The 22,907-nt window shown below is 72.5% G+C and carries 21 protein-coding genes; 7 read left to right on the plus strand and 14 right to left on the minus strand.

Annotation, left to right across the window (positions count from 1 at the left end):
• Window positions 1–56: 56 nt before the first annotated feature.
• The 4 genes from ACFPP6_RS07015 to ACFPP6_RS07030 form a co-directional block, all read right to left on the minus strand.
• Window positions 57–1,769 (minus strand): ABC transporter ATP-binding protein, encoded by a 1,713-nt coding sequence (locus tag ACFPP6_RS07015; RefSeq protein WP_382038269.1) that lies wholly within the window; start codon window positions 1,767–1,769, stop codon window positions 57–59.
• Window positions 1,770–1,947: 178 nt separating this feature from the next.
• On the minus strand, window positions 1,948–2,793 hold the full coding sequence (locus ACFPP6_RS07020) for an ABC transporter permease (RefSeq protein ID WP_382038271.1): 846 nt from the start codon (window positions 2,791–2,793) through the stop codon (window positions 1,948–1,950).
• Window positions 2,790–3,809 carry an ABC transporter permease gene (locus ACFPP6_RS07025; RefSeq protein ID WP_382038517.1) on the minus strand — a complete coding sequence of 340 codons (1,020 nt, stop codon included), beginning with the start codon at window positions 3,807–3,809 and terminating at the stop codon, window positions 2,790–2,792. Before ACFPP6_RS07025 ends, ACFPP6_RS07020 begins: the two co-directional genes overlap by 4 nt.
• On the minus strand, window positions 3,794–5,347 hold the full coding sequence (locus ACFPP6_RS07030; RefSeq protein WP_382038273.1) for an ABC transporter substrate-binding protein: 1,554 nt from the start codon (window positions 5,345–5,347) through the stop codon (window positions 3,794–3,796). The genes ACFPP6_RS07025 and ACFPP6_RS07030 overlap by 16 nt, the downstream gene beginning before the upstream one ends.
• A gap of 352 nt (window positions 5,348–5,699) precedes the next feature.
• Between ACFPP6_RS07030 and ACFPP6_RS07035 the strand changes: the two genes are divergently transcribed.
• The 5 genes from ACFPP6_RS07035 (at window position 5,700) to ACFPP6_RS07055 (ending at window position 11,878) form a co-directional block, all read left to right on the plus strand.
• Entirely contained in the window at window positions 5,700–6,692 is a 993-nt protein-coding gene (locus ACFPP6_RS07035) for a TauD/TfdA family dioxygenase (protein ID WP_382038275.1), read from the plus strand.
• A 131-nt stretch (window positions 6,693–6,823) separates the two neighbouring features.
• A complete protein-coding gene (locus tag ACFPP6_RS07040) occupies window positions 6,824–7,849 on the plus strand; it encodes an ornithine cyclodeaminase family protein (RefSeq protein ID WP_382038277.1) in 1,026 nt (341 codons plus the stop codon).
• On the plus strand, window positions 7,840–9,300 hold the full coding sequence (locus ACFPP6_RS07045) for an alanine racemase (RefSeq protein ID WP_382038279.1): 1,461 nt from the start codon (window positions 7,840–7,842) through the stop codon (window positions 9,298–9,300). The genes ACFPP6_RS07040 and ACFPP6_RS07045 overlap by 10 nt, the downstream gene beginning before the upstream one ends.
• 83 nt (window positions 9,301–9,383) lie before the next feature.
• The gene (locus ACFPP6_RS07050) at window positions 9,384–10,409 is read left to right on the plus strand and encodes a cysteine synthase family protein (protein WP_382038281.1); all 1,026 of its coding nucleotides are present in this window, start codon (window positions 9,384–9,386) and stop codon (window positions 10,407–10,409) included.
• 8 nt (window positions 10,410–10,417) lie between these two features.
• The gene (locus tag ACFPP6_RS07055; RefSeq protein WP_382038282.1) at window positions 10,418–11,878 is read left to right on the plus strand and encodes an MATE family efflux transporter; all 1,461 of its coding nucleotides are present in this window, start codon (window positions 10,418–10,420) and stop codon (window positions 11,876–11,878) included.
• Here the strand turns inward: ACFPP6_RS07055 and ACFPP6_RS07060 are convergent.
• The 10 genes from ACFPP6_RS07060 to ACFPP6_RS07105 form a co-directional block, all read right to left on the minus strand.
• Window positions 11,858–13,363 carry an FUSC family protein gene (locus ACFPP6_RS07060; RefSeq protein WP_382038284.1) on the minus strand — a complete coding sequence of 502 codons (1,506 nt, stop codon included), beginning with the start codon at window positions 13,361–13,363 and terminating at the stop codon, window positions 11,858–11,860. The genes ACFPP6_RS07055 and ACFPP6_RS07060 overlap by 21 nt on opposite strands.
• 276 nt (window positions 13,364–13,639) lie before the next feature.
• Window positions 13,640–14,791, minus strand: coding sequence for a CynX/NimT family MFS transporter (locus tag ACFPP6_RS07065; protein WP_382038286.1), 1,152 nt, complete (start codon window positions 14,789–14,791; stop codon window positions 13,640–13,642).
• A gap of 234 nt (window positions 14,792–15,025) precedes the next feature.
• Window positions 15,026–15,808, minus strand: a complete 783-nt coding sequence (locus ACFPP6_RS07070) for an MBL fold metallo-hydrolase (protein ID WP_382038287.1) — start codon at window positions 15,806–15,808, stop codon at window positions 15,026–15,028.
• Window positions 15,809–15,836: 28 nt separating this feature from the next.
• The gene (locus tag ACFPP6_RS07075) at window positions 15,837–17,294 is read right to left on the minus strand and encodes a catalase (protein WP_382038288.1); all 1,458 of its coding nucleotides are present in this window, start codon (window positions 17,292–17,294) and stop codon (window positions 15,837–15,839) included.
• A gap of 120 nt (window positions 17,295–17,414) precedes the next feature.
• The gene (locus tag ACFPP6_RS07080) at window positions 17,415–18,233 is read right to left on the minus strand and encodes an SAM-dependent methyltransferase (RefSeq protein WP_179083626.1); all 819 of its coding nucleotides are present in this window, start codon (window positions 18,231–18,233) and stop codon (window positions 17,415–17,417) included.
• A 29-nt stretch (window positions 18,234–18,262) separates the two neighbouring features.
• Window positions 18,263–18,733 carry a MaoC family dehydratase gene (locus ACFPP6_RS07085; RefSeq protein ID WP_168091016.1) on the minus strand — a complete coding sequence of 157 codons (471 nt, stop codon included), beginning with the start codon at window positions 18,731–18,733 and terminating at the stop codon, window positions 18,263–18,265.
• A complete protein-coding gene (locus tag ACFPP6_RS07090) occupies window positions 18,733–18,972 on the minus strand; it encodes an acyl carrier protein (RefSeq protein WP_382038291.1) in 240 nt (79 codons plus the stop codon). The genes ACFPP6_RS07085 and ACFPP6_RS07090 overlap by 1 nt, the downstream gene beginning before the upstream one ends.
• Window positions 18,944–19,384, minus strand: coding sequence for a holo-ACP synthase (locus tag ACFPP6_RS07095; protein ID WP_382038293.1), 441 nt, complete (start codon window positions 19,382–19,384; stop codon window positions 18,944–18,946). The genes ACFPP6_RS07090 and ACFPP6_RS07095 overlap by 29 nt, the downstream gene beginning before the upstream one ends.
• The gene (locus tag ACFPP6_RS07100; RefSeq protein ID WP_382038294.1) at window positions 19,381–20,214 is read right to left on the minus strand and encodes a class-II aminoacyl-tRNA synthetase family protein; all 834 of its coding nucleotides are present in this window, start codon (window positions 20,212–20,214) and stop codon (window positions 19,381–19,383) included. The genes ACFPP6_RS07095 and ACFPP6_RS07100 overlap by 4 nt, the downstream gene beginning before the upstream one ends.
• The gene (locus tag ACFPP6_RS07105; RefSeq protein ID WP_382038296.1) at window positions 20,211–21,131 is read right to left on the minus strand and encodes a diiron oxygenase; all 921 of its coding nucleotides are present in this window, start codon (window positions 21,129–21,131) and stop codon (window positions 20,211–20,213) included. The genes ACFPP6_RS07100 and ACFPP6_RS07105 overlap by 4 nt, the downstream gene beginning before the upstream one ends.
• A 384-nt stretch (window positions 21,132–21,515) precedes the next feature.
• Between ACFPP6_RS07105 and ACFPP6_RS07110 the strand changes: the two genes are divergently transcribed.
• Window positions 21,516–22,463, plus strand: a complete 948-nt coding sequence (locus tag ACFPP6_RS07110; RefSeq protein ID WP_382038298.1) for a LysR family transcriptional regulator — start codon at window positions 21,516–21,518, stop codon at window positions 22,461–22,463.
• Between the two features lie 56 nt (window positions 22,464–22,519).
• The gene (locus tag ACFPP6_RS07115; protein WP_382038299.1) at window positions 22,520–22,828 is read left to right on the plus strand and encodes a DUF2180 family protein; all 309 of its coding nucleotides are present in this window, start codon (window positions 22,520–22,522) and stop codon (window positions 22,826–22,828) included.
• The last annotated feature ends 79 nt before the right edge of the window (window positions 22,829–22,907 follow it).

Below are 22,907 nucleotides of genomic sequence, written 5' to 3' on the forward strand. Positions count from 1 at the left end.
CTCGTGGTCGGCGTCTCCGGCCGGTCACTGTACCAATGGCCCTGCGACAGGGCCCGTCATTGAGCCATTGGAGGTGCGCTGCCCGCCCGGAGCAGGTGCCGGCTCGGTCCGGTCCCGGTGACCCGGCCCGCTTCGAGGACGTGGACGGTCTCGGTGCAGGCCGCGACGAGGTGGAGCTCGTGGCTCACGACGACGAGCGTCAGCCGGCGCTCGGTCCTGAGCCGGGTGAGGAGGTCCATGACGGCGGCCGCGGTGCCGGGGTCGAGGGCGGAGGTGACCTCGTCGCACAGCAGCACGTCCGGGCCGGGGGCCAGGGCGCGGGCGATGGAGACGCGCTGGCGCTGCCCGCCGGAGAGCTCGTGCGGGTAGCGGCCGGCGAAGTCGGCCGGCAGACCGACGTCGTGGAGGAGCCCGGCCACCCGGTCGGCGATCTCCGGCTTCGGCGCGGCCCGGTGGAGGCGGAGGGGGCGGGCGAGCGTGGCGCCCACGGTGCGGGCCGGGTTGAGGGCCCCGAGCGGGTTCTGGGGGATCAGCTGGATGCGGCGCTGCTGGGCGCGGCTGCGCCGGCGCGCCCCGGCGGGCAAGGGCCGCCCGTCGAAGGTGAGGGCGCCGGCGTCCGGTTGCTGCAGCCCGGCGAGCACGCGCAGCAAAGTGGTCTTGCCGGAACCGGAGGGGCCGATGATGCCGGTGGAGCTGCCGGGGGCCGCCGAGAAGCCGGCTCCGTCCAGGGCCAGGTGCGTCCGTCCCTGCTGGGTGAACGCCACGGTGACATCCCGGGCGGCCAGCAGGGAGCCGGGCGCGTCGCCACGGGGAGGATGCCGCGAGGCGTTGCCGGCAGCGTCTGCCGACGCCGCCGCGGGAGCCTCCGCCCACAGCCCTGCGGGCGACTCCGGCAACGACCCTGCGGGCGACTCCGGCAGCGACCCTGCGGGCGACTCGGGCAACGACTCTGCGGACGACTCCGCGGGAGCCTCCGCCGACGACTCTGCGAACGCCTTCCCCGGCGCGCTCCCCGATGCGCCTGCAGACGTCTCAGAGGTCGCATCCGCCGCCGGTCCCCTCCCCGGCCCGCCCGGTCGCGCCGCCCGGCGTGCCGCCGCCGTGCCGAGGTCGACGACGTCGTCGGCGCAGCGGTCGACGAGTCCGGGGTCGTGGCAGGCGAGGACGACCGCGATGTGCCTGGTGGCGGCGAGCCGGCACAGGAGGTCGGAGATCTCGTCGCGCAAGGCGGTGTCGAGTCCTGCGGTGGGCTCGTCCAGCAGGAGGACGTCGGGGCGGCGGGCGAGGGCGCGGGCCAGGGCCACCCTGCGCTGCTGTCCGCCGGAGAGGGCTCCTGGGCGGCGGTCTGGCAGCCCGTCGCCGACCGGCAGGCGGCACTCGGCGAGCAGGTCCCGTACGGCCCGGGGAGAGGGGTCCACGGCCGTCTCGGCCACGAGCCGGCGGACCCGCATGCGGGGGTCGAGGGCGGAGCCGGGGTCCTGGCCGACGTAGGCGACGCGGTGGCGCCGCAGGTGCCTGAGCCGTTCCGCGGAGAGGGCGAAGACGTCGTGGCCGAGAACCTCGACCGTTCCCGACGAGACGCGGGTGCCGTCGGGCAGGTCGCCGATGACGGCGCGCAGCAGGGTGGACTTTCCGGAGCCGGAGGGGCCGGTGAGGGCGGTGATGCGGCCGCGCCGGAGGCCGAGACTGGTCTTGGCCAGCAGGGCGGGGCCGCCGGGTATGCCTATCTCCAGGTCGGTGACGCTCACCGCGGTCGGGCCGTCGGTCATGGCCGGGGAGCCTTCCTCTGCGGGACGGGCGAAGGGTCGGGGCAGGGGCCGATCGAGGGCCCGGGGGCGGATCCGGCGGTGCGTCGGCGTTCCGGTGCGGAGGCGCAACGCGGCACGGATCCCCGGCGCGGCCCCGCCGGAGTACGCGGCTCTACGGCAGTGAGCCGTTCTGCACGCGTCACCGCACCCCCGCCCCCGCCCGCCGCGCCGCAGGCGTGAGCGCGTCGGTGGCGAGGTTGACGCTCACGGCCAGGAGTCCGATGGCGATGCTGGGAGCGACGACGGCCCAGGGGTTGAGGAGGGCGCCGGGGGCGTTCTCACGGATCATCAGTGCCCAGTCGGCGGCCGGGGGCTGGGGTCCGAGCTGGAGGAAGCCGGCCATGGAGATGACGTAGACGGCGGCGACGAAGCGCAGGCCGAACAGGGCGAGGACGGTGGACCGCAGGTTGGGCAGGATCTCGCGCAGGGCGAGGTGCCACAGCCGTTCGCCACTCGCGGTGGCCGCCTCGACGAAGCCCGCCGCGGCGACGGGCGCGGCGGCGCTCGCCACCACGCGCACCGCGTACGGCACGCCGAGCACGGTGGCGGCGGCCATGACGGCGAGGCGCCCGCCGCCGGGCCAGGCCAGGGCGATCAGCATCATGCCCAGCACGGGCGGCAGCAGGATGGCGACGTCGGCGCTGCGCTCGACGAGCCGTCCCAGCGCCGGGGTGAGGACGGCGAAGCAGCCCAGCACGGCGGCCAGGGCGGTGACGAGCAGGGCGACGGCGAGCGCGCTGCCGATGAGGGCGCTGCCGCCGTGCAGCATGCGGCTCAGCACGTCCCGGCCGAGCTGGTCGCCGCCCAGGAGCGCGTCCCGGCCGGGCGAGGCGTAGGGCGCGGTGACGGGGGAGGCCTCCGTCCGTGGGGCGTACAGCGGGCCGGTCAGGGCGAGCAGCGTGAGCAGGAGCCCGGGCGCCACGGCGAGCAGGACGCGGACCCGGGGGCGCCGGGAGCGGTACGGGGCGAGGGCGGCGGAGCTCATGGGCGGGCTCCCAGGGTGCGGGCTCGCACGAGGTCGGCGCAGAGCAGGACGAGGCTGATGACGGCTCCGGTGCAGGCCACGACCCCGGCGATGACCGGGGTGTCGCGGTCGGCGACGGCGCCGGACAGGACGGTGCCGAGGCCGGGGTAGTTGAAGAGGGTCTCGACGACGACCGCTCCGCCCAGCAGCATGCCGGTGGAGGTGGCGGCGCCGGTGGCGATGGCGGGCCAGGCGCCGGGCAGCGCGTGGCGGAGGAGCACGCGGCGCGGGGAGAGGCCGTCCAGCCGGGCGGCGGCCACGTGCGGTGCGCCCGCCTGGTCGGCCAGCGCACCGCGGATGATCCGGGCGTTCCAGCCGGCCTGCGGGACGGTGAGGGCCAGGACCGGCATGACGAGCATGGTCCAGGAGGCGGGCGAGCCGTCGGGGGCGGTGAGCGTGACGGCGGGCAGCCAGCCGGTCCACAGGGACAGGACGAGCAGCAGGCCGACGGAGACGACGAATTCGGGCAGGGCCAGGGCGATGCCCGAGGTGAAGCCGATGATCCGGTCGACCGTGCCGCCGGGGCGCAACGCCGCCCAGCAGCCCAGGGCGAGCGCCGCGGCGAAGGTGAGGGCGAAGGCGGTGGTGCCGAGCAGGAGCGTGTTGGGGAAGGGGGCGGCGAGCAGGCCGGTGACGCGTTCGCCCCGTGCGGAGGTGCCCAGGTCGCCGGTGGGCAGCGCGGTCATCCAGTCCCCGAACCGCTCCCACACCGGCCGGTCCAGGCCCAGCAGGTGCCGCCGGGCCGCGGTGTCGGCGGCGCTCTCGCCGCGCTCGGACGTGGCCGAGGCCGCGTCGCCGGGCAGCAGCTCGATCGCGGCGAACACGACGGCGAGCAGCACGCTCAGCATCAGGGCCCGTTTGGCGAGCACCACGGCGGTGCGGGCGGCCGCCGTCGCGGCACGGTGCAGGGCCGGGGCCGCCGGCGGTGCGGCGGCCCCGGCCCGCTCTGCAGCTGCCTGGCTCAACGCTCCAGCCAGACGCTCTCGAGCTGCACCCGCCCGTAGCCGGGGAGCTTGGGCAGGTTGCGCACCTTGGACCCGGCCAGGTCGATGCCGTCGGCCATGCCCCAGAGCAGGTAGCCGGACTTGTCGTGCTCGATCTTCTGGAGCTCGCGCAGGGCGGTGGCGCGGGCCTTCTTGTCGGCGGTGCCGATGACCTTGCGGTACGCGGCGTCGAACTGCGGGTCCGACCAGCCGGCCTCGCTCTGGCCGGCGCCGGTGACCATGGTCTTGGAGGCGAAGAACACCACGGAGTCGTTGGTGCCCCAGTAGTTGGTGTAGAGCTGCCCCTTGAGCCAGGTCTTCTCGTAGAAGGCGCCCGACTCCTGCTTGACGACCTTGATCTTGATGCCGGCCTCGCGGGCCTGGCCGGCGAACAGCGTCGCGGACTCGGCGAGCCCGGGGACGTCCTCGGTGGTGATGAGCTCGTAGGTCTTGGAGAGGTCGAACTTCGCTTCCGCAAGCAGCTCCTTGGCCCGGGCGAGGTCGCGCTTGCGCTGGGGGATGTCCTTGGCGTAGGCCGGGTCGCCGGTGCCCAGGATGTCGTTGGCGACGGTGCCGTAGCCCGAGAGGACCTGTTTGACCATGGCCTCGCGGTCGACGACGAGCTTCATGGCCTCGCGGACCCTGACGTCGGCGAAGGGACCGTCGGCGGCGCGCATGACGACGGGCATCGCCATGTCGTTGGGGCGGCGCACGAGCTGGATGTCCTTGCGCGAGGCTGCGCTGCGGGCCGCGACCGCGCCGACGTTGGACGCGACGTCGATCTGGCCGCCCAGCAGGGCGTTGGCCATGGCCTGGGGGCTTTCGAACATGGTCACCTCGATGGCGTCGAGGTGGACCGGCCCGCCGTGCCACTTGTCGTTGCGCAGCAGGCGGGCGTTGCCGCTGCGGAACCAGTCGAGCTTGAACGGGCCCGTGCCCGGGGCCCCGGCGATCTGTTTGTCGGGGGTTTCCTTCTTCAGGACGAACGTCGACAGGCGGGTGAGCAGGGGGAGTTCGGCGTTGGGCTGGTCGGAGACGAGGACGACGGTGTCCTTGCCGGCGGCGGTGATGTTCTCCGCCTTGATGCCCGGCAACCGTGCGGCTCCGGCGGGGGTGTTGCGCAGTCTGCGCAGTGACCACACGACGTCGTCGGCGGTGACGGGGGAGCCGTCGTGGAAGGCGGCGCCCTTGGCGATGGTGAAGCGCCAGGTCTTGAGGTCGGCCGAAGGGGTCCAGCCGGAGGCGAGGCGGCCGACCGTGTTGTCCTTGAGGCCCGGTGCGGTGAGGGTGTCGTAGACGAGCGCGATGATCAGGTAGTCGCTTTCGTTGCCCTGGGTTCCGTGCGGGTCGCGAGTGGTGGCGGAGGCGCGGCCGAGCGCGCCGATGCGGAGGGTGCCGCCCTTGCGGGGGGTCCCGGCGGAGTCCGCCGGCGAGGAGGGCGCATCGTTCTCGCCACCCCCGCAGGCGGACAGCAGCGCCGCCGCGCCGATGCTTCCCCCGGCCCACAGCGCCTGGCGCCTTGTCCAGTTCACGTCGTCCCCGTTCCGCTGCAGTTGTTCTTACTTAGGTTTGCCTACCCTGATATTCGCCATGATCGCAACGTTGCGTGGATGGTGAAGCGAAAGATGAAGCATCGTCAACCTCCGCTTCCGGTACGCGAGTTGGGCGGAATCGGGAGGAGTGGGGCTACTTTAAAGTAAGGTTTGCCTAACCTAAGTTCGGTGGTACGTTTTCGGCGTCCGCTGACGCCAACAGCCTGATTTCCGCCACACGTTGCCGCCCCCCACAGGTAGCCGTCCGCGCACCGCCATGCCCTGCGGCCGCTTCCCGGGCATGCCCGGAAACCTCTCCTCCGCCCCTGCACACGGAACGGATGACCTTGCCATGAGCACGGGAGCCCCACCCGTACGCCGGTTCGACGCCGCCTCGTCCGCCGAACTCCACCGCACCGCCGGAGAGATCCTCGCCGCCTTCGGCACGTCCGCCACGTCCCCCGAACTCCTCGCGGCGATCGCCGGGTCCGCGGCGGACCTCGGCGGGACGATCCGCGAGCACCTGCGCCCCGTCGACACCGACGACGGCCTGTTCGTGCTGCGCGGCCTGACCGTCGACGACACCCGCATCGGCCCCACGCCCGCGAGCTGGGCCGAGGCCGGGGACAGCGCGCCCGGCCACGACATCGTGATGCTGCTGCTCGCCGCCGCCATGGGCAACCCCATCGCCTGGGAGGGCCAGCAGGGCGGCCGGTTCGTGCACAACATCGTCCCCGCCGTCGGCCACGAGCAGGCCCAGACCGGCGCCAGCAGCGACGTCCTCCTCAGCCCGCACACCGAGGACGCCTTCCACCCCGGCCGCGCCCACCTGCTGATGCTCGGCTGCATGCGCAACCACGACCACATCGCCACCACCGCGGCGAGCATCCGCAAGGTCCGGCTGGAGGACGCCGACATCGCCACGCTCTCGCGCCCCGAACTGCCCATCCTCCCCGACGACGCCTACTTCGAAGCGCAGGGCTTCGCGGGGGAGCCGCCGGACGTGCCCACCCTGTGGCGCTCCGAGGACGGCCTCACCCTGCGCTTCGACCCCGCCTACACCCCCCTGGAGAAGGCCACCCCCGCCTACCGTGCCGCGTACGAGCGGCTGGAGGCCGAACTCGCCCGCGTCTCGGTCGCGGTGAGCCTGAGCCCCGGCGAGGTCCTCGTCGTCGACAACGACCTCGTCGTGCACGGCCGCGTCCCCTTCAAGGCCCGCTACGACGGCACCGACCGCTGGCTCAAGCGCGCGTCGGTACGCGTCCCCGGGCGCGTCAGCCGGCCCCCGGCCGAGGCCGCCGAGCACGGCTACGGCCAGGCCGTCACCACGGCGTACGCCGCCTGATCGGCGTCTGTCCGCCGCGTGGCCGCCATCTGATCACCGATCGGCAAAGCCCAGCAGACACCGGGCAAAGCCCAACAGACATCGGCAAAGCCCAGCAGACATCGGGCAACCCAGCAGACGAGGAGCGTGACATGACCCGTACCGCCGCCGACCCCTGCATATCCGGCACCCCCGCCGACGACACCACCCTGCGTGTGCTGTCCACCAGCGACCTCGCGGGCATCGACATCACGCTCGCCGACGTCGTCGGCACGGTCGAGGGCGCCTACCGCACCCTGGCCGCGGGCCTCTCGGACAACCCGCGCAAGCTCACCGTCAAGCCCGCCGACGGCCACTCGGTCGCGTACGCCATGCTCGGCCGCGACGGCTCCCGCGACGTCGTCGCCGTCAAGACCTCGTACAAGCACGGCCTGGACAAGGGGCGCCAGGAGCAGCACTACTACACCACCCTCACCCTCTACGACGACGTCACCGGCCTGCCCGTCGCGATGATGGACTGCAGCCGCATCGGCTCCCTGCGCACCCCGGCCGTCTCCGCCCTGCTGGCCCGCGAGTGCGCCGCCCCCGGGGCCCGCAGCGCGCTGGTCATCGGCACCGGCACCCAGGGCCGGCTGGCCCTGCCGTTCCTGCTGACCACGCTGCCCGGCCTGGACCGGCTGATGCTCTTCGGCACCCACCCCGAGGGAATCGAGGCGGTACGGGCGCAGCTGCACGCCCACTTCCCCGACCGCGACGTCGAGGTCGTCGCCGACGTCCGGGCCGCGGCGGGCGACGCCGACGTCGTCGTCGCCACGGCCGGCGCGCACACCCCCGCCGCCGTCGAGGCCGGGGACCTGGCGCCGGGGACGCTGGCGATCCTGGTCGGCCACGGCCTGGACCCCTCCACGCTGCACCGCGCCGACCGCGTCGTGGCCACCAGCGAGGCCCAGATGAACGTCACCGGCACCGACATGGCGGACGCCGACGGCAAACTCCCCGCCGTCGACACCGAGTTCCCCCCGGTCCTCGCGGGCGCGGCGGCGGGCCGCACCGCACCGACCGAGCGGATCTTCGCCTACAACAGCGGCCTGGTCGTCACCGACATCGCCCTCGGCCACCGCTTCGCCCAGCTCGCCCTCGCACAGGGCCTGGGAACGCAGGTGCCGCTGTGGCGGTGAACGGCACACCCCCGCCCCCTCCGAGCCTGCCCGCGCACCCCGACCCCGCGACGGACGCGGTCCTCGGCAGCGGCCTCCTCCACGAGCTGGCCCACGCCTTCGGCGGCCCCTTCCACTTCCTGCTCCCGCACCGCTTCGACGCCAACCTCGCCGCGTTCCGCGCGGCGCTGGCCGACGCCGGGGTGGACGGGCGCGTGTACTACGCGAAGAAGGCCAACAAGGCCGCCGCATGGATCGAACGCTGCGCCGCCGCGGGCGCCGGAGTGGACGTCGCGAGCACCGGCGAGCTCCGCGAGGCCCTGGGCCACGGCGTCCGGGGCGAGAACATCGTGGTGACCGGGCCGGCCAAGAGCGAGGAACTGCTGCGCGTGGCCGCCCTCCAGGGCGCCCTGACCGCGGTGGACTCCCTCGACGAACTCGACCGCCTCACCGCGGCGCCCCGGGCGGGCGGCGCCCCTCCGCCCCGGCTGCTGCTCCGCGTCCTGCCCCCGGCACAGCCCGGCAGCCGCTTCGGCCTGGACGGGGCGGAGCTCGAAGAGGCCCTCGCGCACTGCGCACGGGCCGGCGACGCCGTCCGGATGGAAGGCTTCGGCTTCCACCTCTCCGGCTACGCCGTCCAGCCGCGGGCCGACCTCGCCGGCCACCTCGTCGACCTCTGCCTCAAGGCCCGCGTTATGGGGCTCCGGGCCGACCGGATCAGCATCGGCGGCGGCTTCGCCGTCGACTACGCGGCAGCCGGCGACTGGCACTCCTTCCTCGCGACGCAGCATCCCGGGCACTACCACGCACGCAGGAGGTTCACCCCCGCCGACTTCTACCCGTACCACTCGCCGGTCGCCGGGGCCGACGCCCTCCGCGCCGTACTGGCCGCCGTCCCGGCGGGCGGCCGGGACAGCCTCGGCAGCAGGCTCCGGGAGACCGGCACCCTCCTGCTGATGGAACCGGGCCGGGCACTGCTGGACCGGGCCGGCTCCTCCGTCTTCCGCATCCAGGGCGTCAAGGACCGCGACGGTTACGCGATCCTCACCGTCGACGGCACGAGCCTGAGCCTGTCCGAGCAGTGGTTCAACAGCGAGTTCCTCCCCGACCCCGTGCTGGTCCCCCCGGCCGGCCGGGCCGGGGGGACCCGGAGGACCGGGGGGACCGGGGTCCACCCCGCGTGCGCGGGCGGCGCCACCTGCCTGGAGTCGGACCTGCTCACCTGGCGCAAGATCCCCTTCCCCGTCCGCCCCTCGGTCGGCGACCTGCTGGTCTACCCCAACACGGCGGGCTACCAGATGGATTCGAACGAGTCCCCCTTCCACGACCTGCCGCTGCCCCCCAAGGTCGTGTTCGACGCCACAGACGACGCCACGGACGACGCCACAGACGACAGCCCGGTCGACACCGGAGACGGCACCACGCGCGGCGGCCGGCCGCGCTGGCGCCTGGACCGCCGGCCCGCCTGCTGATCCCCTCCCCGCCTCCGGTTCCCCTCGCCCCCCCGTTCCCCCGCCTCCGGTTCCCCGCCCCACCTGCCACAGGAGTTCCTTCCATGAACGAGGCACTGATGCGCCCCGCCGTGGTCTCCCGCATCTCCGACCTCATCGGACGCACCCCGCTGTTCGAGCTGTGCCGCACCGACAACGGCAGCCGGCTGCTCCTCAAGCTGGAGATGTTCAACCCCACCGGCACCGCCAAGATCCGCATGGCCCGTCAGATGGTCCTCGACGCCGAGGCCCGCGGCGAGCTGCGCCCCGGCGGCCGCATCATCGAGTCCACCTCCGGAAACACCGGGCTCGGCCTCGCCGTCGTCGCCGCCGAGCGCGGCTACGTCTTCACCGCCGTCGTCGACCACCACGCCTGTTCCGACAAGCTGCGCGCCATGAAGGCGCTCGGCACCGAACTCGTCTACGTGGCCGACGACGGCACCGAGGAGCTGGCCACCGCCGCGCGCGAGGAACTCGCCGAGGAGATGGCCCGCGGCCGGGACAACACCGTCTTCACCGAACAGCACAACAACCCCAGCAACGGCGTCGGCTACCACCCCGTCGCCCACGAGCTCCACCAGGCCCTCGGCGGCCGCATCGACGTCCTCATCGGCGCCGTCGGCACCGGCGGCTCCCTGTGCGGCACCGCGCGCGAACTGCGCAAGCTCGTTCCCGGCGTGCGGACCGTCGGCGTCGAGCCCAAGGGGTCGATCGCCTTCGGCGGCCCCGCCCACGACTACTACCAGTCCGGCACCGGCACCCCCGAGGGCGCCGGGATCGGCGCGCTGGTCGACTTCGACCTGATCGACGAGGGCGTCAAGGTCGGCGACGTCGAGGCCTTCGCGACGGCCCGCGCCGTCGCCCGCACCGGCCTCCTCATCGGCGGCTCCGCGGGCGGCGTCGTCCACGAGGCGCTGTCGCGCCTGCCGTCCCTGGCGCCGGGCACCACTATCGTCGCCCTCGTCAACGACGGCGGGGAGAAGTACATGGACACCGTGTTCGACGACGCGTGGATGAACGCCAGGAACCTCACCGATCCCGCTCTGGAGCGCGAGATCGACGAGGCCCTCACCAAACTCCGCAAGGGCTGATGCCCGCCATGGACCCCACCACCCTCCTCCGCGACAGCCGGGCGCTGGCCGGCCTCGCCGTCCCGCTCGTCCTCACCCAGCTCGCCCAGGTGGCCCTGACCACCACCGACACGGTGATGATGGGCCTGCTGAGCACCCGCGACCTGGCGGCCGGAGGCCTGGCCCTCGTCATCTTCAACCAGCTCCGCACCATGGGCGTCGGCCTGGTCACCTCCGTGGGCAACCGGATCGCGGCCGCCGCCGCCCGCGCCGAGACCGCGGACGGCGACGCCGCGCGGAGCGACGCGGAGGTCCGCAGGATCGTCCGCGCGAGCATGGCGGTGGCCACCCTCGCCGGACTGGCGGGAGCCGTCCTCATGCTCCTGATCGGGCAGGCCCTCACCCTGCTCGGTCAGGAGGCCGCCGTCGCCGACCGCGTACGGACGATGCTGCCCGCCCTCGCCCCCGGCCTGCTGCCGTGCCTGTGGTTCCAGGCGGTCCGCCAGTTCACCGTCGGCATGCGCCGCCCCCAGGCCCTGCTGCAGATCACCCTCGCCTCCGTCGCCGTCAACGCCGGCCTCGACTGGGTGCTGATCCACGGCACCTGGGGCCTGCCGAAGCTGGGCCTGACCGGCATCGGCGTCGCCACCTCCGCCGTCTACCTGCTCTCCTTCCTCGCCCTGTACGCCTCCGCGCGCAAGGACCCGGCCCTCGCCCCGCTGCTCAGCCTCAACATGTTCGCGGCCGACCGCACCACCGTGCGCGAGCTCGTGCGCCTGGGCGTCCCCATCGCCGCCACCTACGGATCCGAGGCCGGGTTCTTCTCGGTCACCGCCCTGATGGCCGGCTCCTTCGGCAGCGCCGCCCTGGCCGCCCACACAGCCATCAACCAGCTCGTCTACATCGTCTTCCAGGTCGCCGTGGGGCTCTCCCACGCGGCCTCCATCAACGTCAGCCGCGAACTCGCCCTCGGCCGCGTCCACGCCGCACTGCGCATCAAGAACACCGCGCTGGCCTGTGCCGCCGCCGTCATGGCAGCCGTCGGCGCCGTCTACGTCACCCTGCCCGGCCTGGTGCTGCGCCCCTTCCTGGACGGCGGGGCCGCGGGCGACGACAGGGCCGTGACGATCGCGACGCGGCTGCTGCTCGTCGTCGCCGTGCTCCAGTTCTTCGACTGCGCGCAGAACATCGGCGTCGGTCTCCTGCGCGGGCTCGACGACACCAGGAGCGGATTCCGGATCACCCTCGTCGGCTACTGGGCCGTCGGCCTGCCCGCCGCATGGCTCTTCGGCTACGCGGCCGGCCTCGACACCCTCGGCATCTGGCTCGGTCTCCTCGCAGGCCTCGCCACCACCGCGATCCTCCTCCTGCGCCGCTACGGCGGCGGCCTCCGCGCCCGCGCACGGGAGCAGGAGGCCGCCGCCACCGCGTATCCGGGGCCGCCGGCCGGGCGCCCGCTGCGGCGGCCCTCAGGCGCCGACCAGGGGTGAGGGCCGGGTGCTGCGCAGCGGCGCCGCCAGTTCGGCCAGGGCCCTCTCCAGGTCGTGCAGGTGGGCGAGGGCAGGCTCGGCCGGCAGGTGATCGGGCGCCGCCGGGGCTGCCGCCGTGTCGCCGGTCTTCCCCGGCGTGGTGAGCGCCTCCACCGCGGCCTCCACGCGCCAGCAGGCGGCGGCGAGCCGGTCGTCGTGGGAGGCCTCCGGGTCCGCGGCGACGGACGCCAGCCCCCGCACCTCGCGGGCGCAGTCGTCGAGGAGCGCGAGCACGCGGCGTGCCTTCTCCTTGCGGGCGCGGAAGGGGTTCAGCGGGTGGACGAGCGGAGCGAGGGAGAGCCGGACCCGGCCGAGCAGCAGCTCCAGCTCGGCCACCCGCGGCGCGGGGTCGGCGGTCTCCGAACCGGCCAGGCGCGCGGCGGCCTCGGCGGCGCACGCGTGCACGCAGCGCAGGGCGCGCTGGATCCAGGCGTCGGTGGTGGCGTGCGTGGTCACGGGCAGCACGAGGAGCACGGCGAGCGCCGCACCGGCGGCTCCCACGCCGGTCTGGGCCAGCCGGAGCGTGAGCAGGTCCGCGTCCAGGACCCCGAGGAGCCCGTAGAGCAGTCCGGCCATCACCGTCACCGCGAACATCATCCACGTGTACGAGACGGCGGCGGTGTAGAAGATGCCGAAGACGCACACCGCGACGAGGGCCGCCGTGGGCGCGGGCGCCCCGTGCAGGGGGAGGGCGACGACCATTCCGGTGGCGATGCCCATCACCGTGCCCAGCACCCGCCGGAAGCCCCGGACGAGCGTCTCGCCGCGCGACGCGGTGTTGACGAAGATCCACCAGGCGGTGCCGACGGCCCAGTACCAGCGCTCGTCGGAGACCATCTGGCCCACGGCGAGCGCCAGGCCGCAGGCGAAGGCGGTCTGGAAGGCCTGCCTGGTCGTGACGCGCGCCAGCCCGCGCCCGGCGAGGGGCGCCGGGGCCGCGGGCGGCGGGGTGCGCCGCTCGATGCACCAGAACCCGAAGCGGACGGAGCCCGCGGCCGCCAGGGACATGATCATGGCCGTGTACAGGTGCGGCAGCTGGGCGGGGACCGCGTGCAGGAACTGCGTCGCGAAGAACATCATGAAGCCGAAGATCCCGAGCGCGTTGCCCCGCGGGCCCCAGCGGCGGGCGTAGACCCCGCAGAGGACGACGGCGAGGAAGGCCGCGTCGCGCACCAGCGGCAGCCCGTGCAGCCCGGCCGCCAGGGCGAGCACGGGGAAGCCCACGACCGGCAGCAGCGCGGTCGTGTGCACCTGGCGCCGCACGGTCGGGTCGGCGACGGTGAACAGCGCGAGCAGCGCCGCGAGCCCACCGGTGATGGAGGCGGTCAGCGGCAGGCCCGACAGCTGGACGACGGTGACCGCGAAGGTCACGCCCAGGACGGCGCGGAGCGCGACCCGCAGCCTGCCCAGGCCCGGATCCGGTGCCATGAACGCCCTCTTCAGCACTGCTCCCGCCCCTTCGACGTCCTGGCCAAGCAGCCGGCAGGAAGGCCGGCGCGAATGCGACATGAAAAAGGCGCCGCGGAGATCCGCAGCGCCATCGACACCCACATCAGACCATTACATCGACTGCTGGCTCAACAGAGGCCGATTTCCCTGAGCCATTGGCCCAGTGGCGGCCTCCCGGGCCGCTCCGGGGGAGGGCCAATGGCACGCACGGCCCTCCCTCCTGCCGTTTCCTCCCCTTTCCTGCCGTCCGGTCGGCTCCTGCCGTTCCGGCTCCTACCGTTCGACGTGGCCCCCGCGGCCGGCGAGCGCGCCGGTGATCCCCATCGGCACGGACAGGACCACCAGCGCGATCAGACCGGCGGTCCACGCCCCGGTCAGGTCGCGGGCGGCGCCGAAGGCGGTCGGGCCCACGGCCGCCAGCAGGTAGCCCACGCACTGCGACATCGCCGACAGCAGGCCCGCGTCGTGCGTGCTGCGGACACACATCGACATGTAGGCGATGCCCAGGGAGAGCACGGCCCCCAGACCGAGCCCCAGCAGGACGGCCCACAGCACCGCCGCCCCGACCGGTGCGGCGATCAGGCCGGCGAAGGCGGCCATGCACAGCACGGTGCCGCCCACCGCCAGGTAGCTCTGCCGCCGGGACCGCTGCGCCCACACCGGCACCAGGAGCGAGGTGACCATGGCGGAGCCCATGCAGACCGCCAGCAGCACCCCGGCGCCGCCCTCGGTGTAGCCGTGGTCGATGTAGAACGACGGCAGCCAGGTGGTCGCGGTGTAGTACAGCAAGGACTGGAACGCGTAGAACAGGGCGACCGCCCAGGCCAGCCTGCTGCGCCAGATCGAACCGCCCGCCTGCGCGGGGACCCGGGGCTGCTCCTGTCCCCGGCGCAGCCGCGGCGCCCACACCACCAGCGCCGCGAGCGCCAGCACGCCCCAGACGGACAGGCCGCCGGCCCACGACAGCGACAGCGCGTCGCGCAGCGGAACGGTCGCGGCGGCCGTGACCGCGCCGCCGCCGACCAGCATGGTGGTGTGCAGGCCGGACATCAGCCCGACCTGCTGCGGGAAGTCCCGCTTGATCAGCGCGGTGATGACCACGTTCGCGACGGCCACCGCCGTGCCGACCAGAAACGTCCCGGCGAACAGGGGGAACAGCGACGGGACGAGGCGTATCGCGGTGCCGCACAGCAGCACCGCCAGCACCGCGACCAGGGTGCGCTCCATGCCCCAGCGGCGGGCCAGCCGGGGCGCGAGCGGAGCGAAGATGCCGAAGCAGATCAGCGGCAGCGTCGACAGCGCGCCGGCGCCGCCGTTGGACAGGCCGGTGACGTGCCGGATCTCGTCCAGCAGCGGGGAGGCCGCCACGATGGCGGGCCGCATGTTGATCCCGACCAGCAGCACCGCCAGCGCGTACCAGAGCACGCGACGGCTCCGCGGAGTGCCGTGGGCGGGAACGGAACCGGGCCCGGCCGCGCCGGCGGCCGCGGCGGGCGCGTCCGCCGTTCCGCGGGGCGAGGAAATCCCGGTTTCCGATTCAGGGGGTGGGGTCACGAACGATCCTTCCGGGGGTACGCGCACCGGGCCGTCGCCTCCGGCCGGCGCCAGGGGCGGAGGGCGCCGGGACGAGGGCCCGGTGGGCATGCGCGGCTGCTGGGGTCAGGCGGCGGTGGCGAGCGGCACGGGTTTGCCGTCGCCGGGGGCGATGCCGTGGATCCCCCTGGCCCGGGCGGCCCGCAGGAAGCGCCCGCGCACGTCGTGCTGTTCGGTGTAGTAGGGCGGGTTGTTGAAGAGGTCGTAGTGGATCGCGCAGGCGGTCGACGCCTGCAGGACCACCGCCGCCTCGACGGCCTGCTCCGGGGTGAGCGTGGCGGGCTGGTTGGTCGGGGTGAGGCCCTCGCGGCGCGCCATCACCCCGGCGATGGGCAGGAACGCGACGTCGAAGGGGCCGTAGTCGCGCGCGATCGACCACCACATGCCGTGCCAGATGGTGTCGCCGAAGTGGATGACGCGCAGGCCCGGGGCCTCGACGATCCAGGCGACCTGGTCGTCGCCGCGCCAGTCGTGCGACGCCACGGGAATGGTGGTGAACGGCCCGATCTTCCGCCGCTCGCCCATCTCCTGCGGCACCGCGGTCACCCCCATCCCGCCCAGGACGTCCACGATCGGCGTGTGGCAGCCCACGGTCCCGCCGTCGCTCGCGGCGATCTCCGCGAGCAGCTTCCGGTCGCAGTGATCGGGGTGGAGATGGGTGACGAAGGCGTGGGTCCGCACCCCCGGAGCGGCGTCGATGCTGGGCAGGGGCCGCCGTGGCTGGCCCTGGAACCCCGCCAGGTCCTCGGTGTTCCGGATGGCATCGATGACGACCCGCACGTCCCCGGCCGCCACTTCGACGCCGGCCCAGGCGAGACGCCGGAGGGTGACGGTCTCGGCCGAACTCATGGTCTGCTCCTCGCGACGCTGCTGGTGGTTACTTCCCCTGGACACCCAGGCCCCTGGCGACCTGCAGGCCCAGGTCCTTGTGGACGCTGCGCCAGTAGTCGACGACGCGCTCCTTCGTCTCCGCCGTCACCTCGGGCGCCGAGGCGTGCGCGACGATGTTGGTCACCAGGTGCGCGCGGTCCGTGTCGGTCATGACCTTCTCCCACAGGGCCCGCGCCTGGACGAAGTCGTCGTCCTCGGCGTGGAGCCGGTGGGCGCTGCGGACGATCTCGCCGGTGACCTCGTAGTGCTCGCCGACCAGCAGCATCGGGTCGGCGACCGGGCCGCCGAAGCTGTTGGGCGCGTACACCGGATCGCCCGGGTTGCCGTACCGCATGGACCCGTCGCGGTTGTAGGAGTGCACCGCGTTCTTCGGCCGGTTGACCGGCAGCTGCAGGTAGTTCGCGCCGATCCGGTAGCGGTGGGTGTCGGGGTAGCTGAACAGCCGCCCCTGCAGCATCTTGTCCGGGGAGGGCGCCACGCCCGGAACCAGGTTCGACGGCTCGAACGCGGCCTGCTCGACCTCGGCGAAGTAGTTCTCCGGGTTGCGGTTGAGGGTCAGGGTGCCGATGTCGATCGGCGGGTAGTCCTCGTGCGGCCAGATCTTGGTCAGGTCGAACGGGTTGAACCGGTAGTCCGCCGCGTCCTCGAAGGGCATGACCTGCACTTGGAGGGTCCAGGTCGGGTGGTCGCCCTTCCTGATCGCCTGGTGGAGGTCCCGGATGTGGAAGTCCGGGTCGTCGGCGCCCGCGGCCGCCGCCTCGTCGTTGGTGAAGTTCCTGATGCCCTGGTCCGTCTTGAAGTGGTACTTCACCCAGAACTTCTCCCGGGCGTCGTTGTACCAGAGGAACGTGTGGCTGCCGTAGCCGTTCATGTGCCGCCAGGAGAACGGGGTGCCGCGGTCGGACATCAGGATCGTCACCTGGTGCGCCGACTCCGGCGACAGCGTCCAGAAGTCCCACTGCATGTTGTTGTCGTGCAGGTGGTTGTCGGCGCGCCGCTTCTGCGAGTGGATGAAGTCCGGGAACTTCTGCGGGTCGCGGATGAAGAAGATCGGCGTGTTGTTCCCGACGATGTCGTAGTTGCCCTCTTCGGTGTACAGCTTCACCGCGAAGCCGCGCGGGTCGCGGGCCGTGTCCGCGAAGCCCAGCTCGCCGGCCACCGTCGAGAAGCGCAGGAACAGCTCCGTGCGCTTGCCGCGGCGGAAGACGTCGGCCTTGGTGTACTGGCTGACGTCCTCGGTGATCTCCAGGACGCCGTACGCGCCGCCGCCCTTGGCGTGCACGACCCGCTCGGGCACGCGCTCGCGGTCGAAGTGCGCGAGCTTCTGGATCAGGTAGTGGTCCTGCAGCAGCAGCGGGCCGTCGGCCCCCACGGACTGGGAGAACTCGTCGCTCGGTACCGGGATACCGCTGTCCGTGGTCGTCACGGGACGACTCTCGGTCATGGCACTTTCCCTTCGGTTGGCGGTTGGCGGTTGGCGGTTGGTCTGTGCGGCGGACGTCGGGCCAACGCCCCTGAGCGGCACAGCCCGTGGGGGCTGTGCCGCTCGGTGCCGGGGCCGTGACTAGGCGAGTTCCGCGCGGAGCAGCCAGTTGCGCGGCACTCCCTTGACCTCGCGGGGCTGGACGGCGTACGGCCAGCGGCCCTCGCCCGCACCGGGCTCACCCGGCTCCTTGAGCTCCCGTACGGTCCAGCCGGTGCCGGCCATGAACTCCTCGGGCTCGTCGGTCCCGAAGAGCCAGGGGATGCCGTCCTCGTTGAGGGAGGACAGGAAGATCTGGGTGGCCGGGCTGCGCAGCAGCGTCCTGCTCAGGATGTCCACCGCCACCCAGCTGCCCGGGGCGGAGTTGGCCGCGAAGGTGCGCATCAGCGTGGCGGACTGCTCCTCGGTCAGGAAGAACAGCAGGGCCTCGGGGATCCACAGCGTGGGCAGGGAGGGGTCGAAGCCGGCGGCGCGCAGCGACGCGGACCAGTCGCCCGCCAGGTCCGCCCCGACGCGCTGGAGCTTGACGGTCGGCGCCGGGGAGCCGAGCTGGGCGAGGCGCTTCTCCTTCTCGTCGATCAGCGCCTGGTGGTCGACCTCGAACACGGTGACGTCGTCCGGGAGGCTCAGCCGGTACGCACGGGTGTCCATGCCGGCCGCGATCAGCACGACCTGCCGGATGCCGCTGCCCACGAGATCGTTGATGGCGTCGTCGAGGTAGCGGGTGCGGACGGCCACGAACTCGACGAGCCCGCCGCCGCCGTAGTGGTCGAGCAGCTCGAATCCGCGCGGCGCGGCGAGCGCCCGGGCCAGCGGGTCGTTGAACAGGGCGTCGCTCCGCTCGCTCTCCAGGGCGCGGGCGGCCGCAGTCCACTGCGACGTGTAGGACACGGTCTCCATGACAGGCTCCGTTCTCGGGATGGTCTGGTTCAGGAGTTCTTGGGCCGGCACCGGAACCGGGCGTTCAGGATCAGCGTCAGGACTTCGGTCCCGTCCGCGTTCACCAGGCGCCCGCGGTTGCGGACGATGCGGAAGTCGGGCGCGGAGAGGGAGGGGAGGGAGCCGAGGATCTCGCACGTGCCGTTCAGCACGTCACCCGGCCGGACCGGGTGCAGGAAGCGCACCTCGTCCACCCCGGGCGAGCCCTCGACCGTGCCCGCGGCCGCGGCGTCGGGCAGCAGCGTCGTCACGTACAGGCGCATCCAGATCGCCGCGGTGTTCCAGCCGCTGGCGATCAGGCCGCCGAAGGCGGAGGCGCGCCCCGCCTCCTCGTCGACGTGGTACGGCTGCGGGTCGTAGGTGCGGCCGAAGGCGGTGATCTCCTCGGCCGTCACCTTGTGCGTCCCGAGGTCGTGGCGCGTCCCGGTCTCGTAGTCCTCGGCGTGGAGGAAGCGACCCATCAGAAGTACTTCCGCTCGATGGCCTCCAGCGTGCGGAAGTCGGCGAGGTCGATGGCCTCGTGGTCGATCTCCGCCCCGCTGGCTTCCTCGACCGTCAGGACGAACTCGACGAAGGAGAGGGAGTCGACGAGGCGGGAGCCGATGAGGTCCTCGTCCGGGGCGATGGAGGTGCGCTCGGGGTGCTTGGCCAGCAGCCAGTTGCGCACGGCGTCAACGTTGGACGAGGTCTTGCTGGGCATGGAATTCCTCCTCTAGTGGGGGGCGTCCCGTCGCGCCGGCCGCGACGGCGACGGCGAACTGTTCTTCGTGGGAGATGCTGATGTCGATCGCCTCGATGCCGGCCTCGGCGGCCCACCGGCCCGCCGGTCCGGAGAGCCGGACGCAGGGCCATTCGCCGGGGCCCTTCAGCACCTCGATGGACTGCCAGGGAAGCGGTTGGCCGGTGACGTGGAAGAGCTTGAAGACCGCCTCCTTGGCCGCGAGCCGGCCGGCCACTCCGTGGACGTCCCAACCGGAGGCGAACCGGCTCAGCTCCGCTTCCGCGGGGGTGAGCATCAGGTGCAGCAGCCGGCCGTCGTCGGCGTCGGCCATGGTCCGTACGCGGGACAGGGGGACGAGGTCCACCCCGACCCGGATCGCGGTTCCGCTCACGAGGCCGCGGCGTTGACGACCGCGCGGGCGCGCACCAGATCGCCGTCGAACCGGTCGCTCAGCACCGCGAGCCACCGCTCGAGGCCGAAGGCGACGCACCCCGTGAAGGCGTGCTCGCCCGTGCCGTCGACCGTGATGCGGCACCGCTCCCCGAAGAAGTTGCGGTGGGTGTTGACCGAGGCGATGGCCAGGCCGTCGGCCTGGAACTCGTGCTTGACCGGGCTGAGCCGCTGCAGGAGGGCACGGCCGCCGTCGCGCTCGAAGAACGGGTCCGTGGCCGCCTCCTTGTTCAGCTCCAGGCCGAGGTTCTTCGCGAACTCCTCGATCCGGTCGGTGAAGCGGGCGATGACCTGCTGGGTGTGCTCGAAGGAGCCGAGGGCCACGATCTCCCGCATCTGGAAGCTGAGCAGCCGCCGCAGCCCCTCGTACTTCTCCTCGTTGCGGAAGCACCGGTTGATCAGGGTGATGGTGGTCTCGGGGGCCACCGACCGGTCCTCGAAGTAGAGGTAGGCGCCGTAGCAGCTGGAGTGCGGCAGGCCCAGGAACGAGGGGCGGACGTCGCCGCTGGCGAAGGAGCCCTCCACCGGCGCCGGCGGGGCGCCGGTCACGTCCAGCGGACCGCCGACGAACTGCAGGTGCGGGAAGTTCTCGTAGACGTCGAACTTCTCCAGGTCGCTGAGCGGATAGACGGGCGGCGGCATGATCTCCCGCGCGCCGGCCTCGTCGGCCCAGCGGGTGATGGTGCGGTCCAGATCGCGCAGCAGGTCGGTCTGGTCGGGGCCGAGGATGGTGAGGGCACCGCCCTGGGCCGTCGAGATCGTCGCGGTCACGCCTCCCCCTGTCCCACGGACGCCCGGGAGACGTTCAGGTCCCGGTCCTGCAGAATCCCGGTCTTGACCAGATAGTTCAGGGGCTTGCGGAACACCTGCTGCTGGAACTCCGCGCTGCGCGGAGAGGCCAGCAGGCGCCGTCGGACGGCGAACGGCTCGGGAATTCCGGCGTCCCGGTAGACCTGCGGGTTGAACAGCGACTCGAAGCTGTAGTTCAGGTAGCGCTTGAGGTATTCCCGCACCTGGCGGAGTTCCTCTTCCGAGGCCTTGGCCTTCAGGTCCTTGAAGAGCAGGGAGACCAGTTCGCGGCCGAAGGCGATGTGCCGCGACTCGTCCTGGTGGTGAATGCGGTTGACCGCACGGATGGTGTCGTGCAGCCGCTCGTCGGCCGCCATCGTGCTGTTGAAGTGGTCGACCAGTTCCTCGAAGAGGAGGATGCGGACGAACACCAGGAAACTGGCGGCCTCGTCGGACCACGCACTTCCCTGACCGGCCGGTTCCAGCTGCCGGTAGATCTTCTTGCCGTAGCGGAGACAGAACTCGGCGAAGAACCACATGTGCTCGTTCTCTTCGCCGATGAAGTGGTGAAAGAACTCCGACGGAATCTCGAAGCCCCGGGTGTGGATGCGCCTGGTCACCTCGACGATGAGCTCGCGGATTCCGTCCACATTGAGGCTGTAGAAATTGATGCTCTCGTACCGGGAAAGGCGGTAAAGCTGTTCCTGGTCGAGTTCGGAGGCGACGTCGGTGCCGTAGGTGGTCGTGAGTTCGGGACTCATCCACCACCGGTTCTCCGGCAGGGAATCCGGCCAGTCGAACATCCGGTAGGGGTTGTAGTAGTCCTCGACCGATTTGCGGTTCAGACGTTCCAGGATCTCCTGGAATCGGTCGTCCTTGCTGATCAGCTCGCTGATCATCCTACCTCCTGCTGTCCGGGGGGCGGTTGATCAATGTAGGGCGACAGTTCCACGCGTTCCGCGAGCGGTCCAATAAAACCGCTCTATAGATCAAATAGATGATCGCTAAGAGGGCAGGCCGGACGCCTTTCCGGGGCCCTTCGAGTGGTGTGGGTCACAGGGCGGGGGCGGGTCCGGGATGGCCGGGGGCGGGTTGAGGCCGGGGAAGTGCCCGGTATGGGCCGATAGGCGAGCCACGTCGGCCCCGGCCGGTCCTCACCCGTCAACGGCCTGTATCTGCTGCCGCGTTGTTGACCTCGCTTGGATCACGGTTGCTACACTCGTGAAGCACCCGGAAAACAACTTTCGTATGGCAATGCCCAGTTCAGGCGGGAGGTCGTGTGCGTGCGGGGTGACGAGGAGCCTTTACTGAGCCTCTCCGGTCTGCTGCGCCGCCTGGAGTACTTCGTCGCGGTGGCCGACGAGCTCCACCTGGGGAGGGCGGCCCGGCGCTGCGGGGTGAGCCAGCCCACCCTCTCTCACCAGATGAAGGTGCTGGAGAAGGAGCTGGGCGCCGAACTGCTCAGCCGTGGCAGCCGGCGGATAGCACTGACCGCGTCGGGCAAGGCACTTCAGGAGGAGGCGCCGAGGCTCCTGCAGTGCACGTACTCGATCAAGGCGCGGATCCAGCAGGCGGCCGCGGAGAGCAGGCGCCCGATCCGGGTCGTCTTCAGCCGCTCGGGCCACGCCCTGCGCCAGCGGGAGATGGTCGCGGAGTTCCGCGAGCGTAACGCCGTCCCGGTCTCCGTCGAATCCGGCTGGTCGGAACGGAACATCAATCTGGTGCGCTCCGGACAGGCCGACTTCGCGTTCGTCAGGCCGCCCGTCGAGGCGGACGACCTGCGGATGTCGGTGGTGGGGGACGTGGAACTGGTCAAGCTCCTCCCGGGGGGCGGCGCCGCCGACCGCGTCGCGGAGGAGCAGTCCGCCGGGGAGCTTCCGCTCATCATGTGGCCCCGGTCGCTCGCCCCCGGGCTCTATGACAAGGTCCTGGACTTCGTCAGCCATGAGCGGTCCCCGCAGGTCGCCTGGGAAGAGCCCGACTACATCAACGTGGCCGCGGCCGTGGCCTCGGGCGCCGGAGTGTCGTACATGGACCGCGGCATCGCCGAATGGATGAGCCTCAGCGCCGATCTGCGCGTGCGTCCGCTGGGGCTGCCCGAGCCCCGCACCGACATCGCCGTGGTCTGGCGCTACGACCAGGACCAGGAGCTGGCCTCGCGGTTCGTCGCCGCGTGCTGCCGCATCGGGTACGCCGACAGCGGTGCGGACCGCAGCTGCCTGGTGCGCTGAGGAACCGTCGCCTTCCTCCGCGGGGCGGAGCCGTCCGAACCTGAAGGAGAACTCCCATGAACTGCTACGACTGCCACGCCGCCGAGGGTGCCGACACCCCTGCGGTCGCCGTCTGCCACGGCTGCAACTCCGGCCTCTGTCCCGACCACCTCCGCATGACCCGCCCGGTGCTGCACCGCCCGAACGGCATGGGCGTCTCCCACGGCTCCACCCCGGCCCGGCAGATCCTGTGCGTCACCTGCCACGCCGCCCGGACCGGCGTGCCCGCCCCGGCGGCGGCGCGGTGCGAACCTCCCGTGCCGGCCGTACCGCGGCCGGGTGCCGCGGGTGCCCGCGGCGCCGCGGAGTGCCCCGCGGAGGCCTGACGGCACAGGCCTGACCTGGGACGGGCCGGTACCGCCGTGTAGCGTCGGGATCACAGAGTTCGGGGGCGGGGAGGACGGC

It is taken from the genome of Streptomyces aureoversilis (genome assembly GCF_042657885.1).
GTDB lineage: Bacteria > Actinomycetota > Actinomycetes > Streptomycetales > Streptomycetaceae > Streptomyces > Streptomyces aureoversilis.

Bases quoted from the DNA above. Each gene is read 5' to 3' on its own strand.
- ACFPP6_RS07105 (WP_382038296.1), bottom strand. From the start codon at position 21,131: ATGATCAGCGAGCTGATCAGCAAGGACGACCGATTCCAGGAGATCCTG.
- ACFPP6_RS07040 (WP_382038277.1), top strand. From the start codon at position 6,824: ATGACCCGTACCGCCGCCGACCCCTGCATATCCGGCACCCCCGCCGAC.
- ACFPP6_RS07055 (WP_382038282.1), top strand. From the start codon at position 10,418: ATGGACCCCACCACCCTCCTCCGCGACAGCCGGGCGCTGGCCGGCCTC.
- ACFPP6_RS07015 (WP_382038269.1), bottom strand. From the start codon at position 1,769: ATGACCGACGGCCCGACCGCGGTGAGCGTCACCGACCTGGAGATAGGC.
- ACFPP6_RS07035 (WP_382038275.1), top strand. From the start codon at position 5,700: ATGAGCACGGGAGCCCCACCCGTACGCCGGTTCGACGCCGCCTCGTCC.
- ACFPP6_RS07085 (WP_168091016.1), bottom strand. From the start codon at position 18,733: ATGGGTCGCTTCCTCCACGCCGAGGACTACGAGACCGGGACGCGCCAC.
- ACFPP6_RS07050 (WP_382038281.1), top strand. From the start codon at position 9,384: ATGAACGAGGCACTGATGCGCCCCGCCGTGGTCTCCCGCATCTCCGAC.
- ACFPP6_RS07070 (WP_382038287.1), bottom strand. From the start codon at position 15,808: ATGAGTTCGGCCGAGACCGTCACCCTCCGGCGTCTCGCCTGGGCCGGC.
- ACFPP6_RS07020 (WP_382038271.1), bottom strand. From the start codon at position 2,793: ATGAGCTCCGCCGCCCTCGCCCCGTACCGCTCCCGGCGCCCCCGGGTC.
- ACFPP6_RS07075 (WP_382038288.1), bottom strand. From the start codon at position 17,294: ATGACCGAGAGTCGTCCCGTGACGACCACGGACAGCGGTATCCCGGTA.
- ACFPP6_RS07090 (WP_382038291.1), bottom strand. From the start codon at position 18,972: ATGCCCAGCAAGACCTCGTCCAACGTTGACGCCGTGCGCAACTGGCTG.
- ACFPP6_RS07080 (WP_179083626.1), bottom strand. From the start codon at position 18,233: ATGGAGACCGTGTCCTACACGTCGCAGTGGACTGCGGCCGCCCGCGCC.
- ACFPP6_RS07115 (WP_382038299.1), top strand. From the start codon at position 22,520: ATGAACTGCTACGACTGCCACGCCGCCGAGGGTGCCGACACCCCTGCG.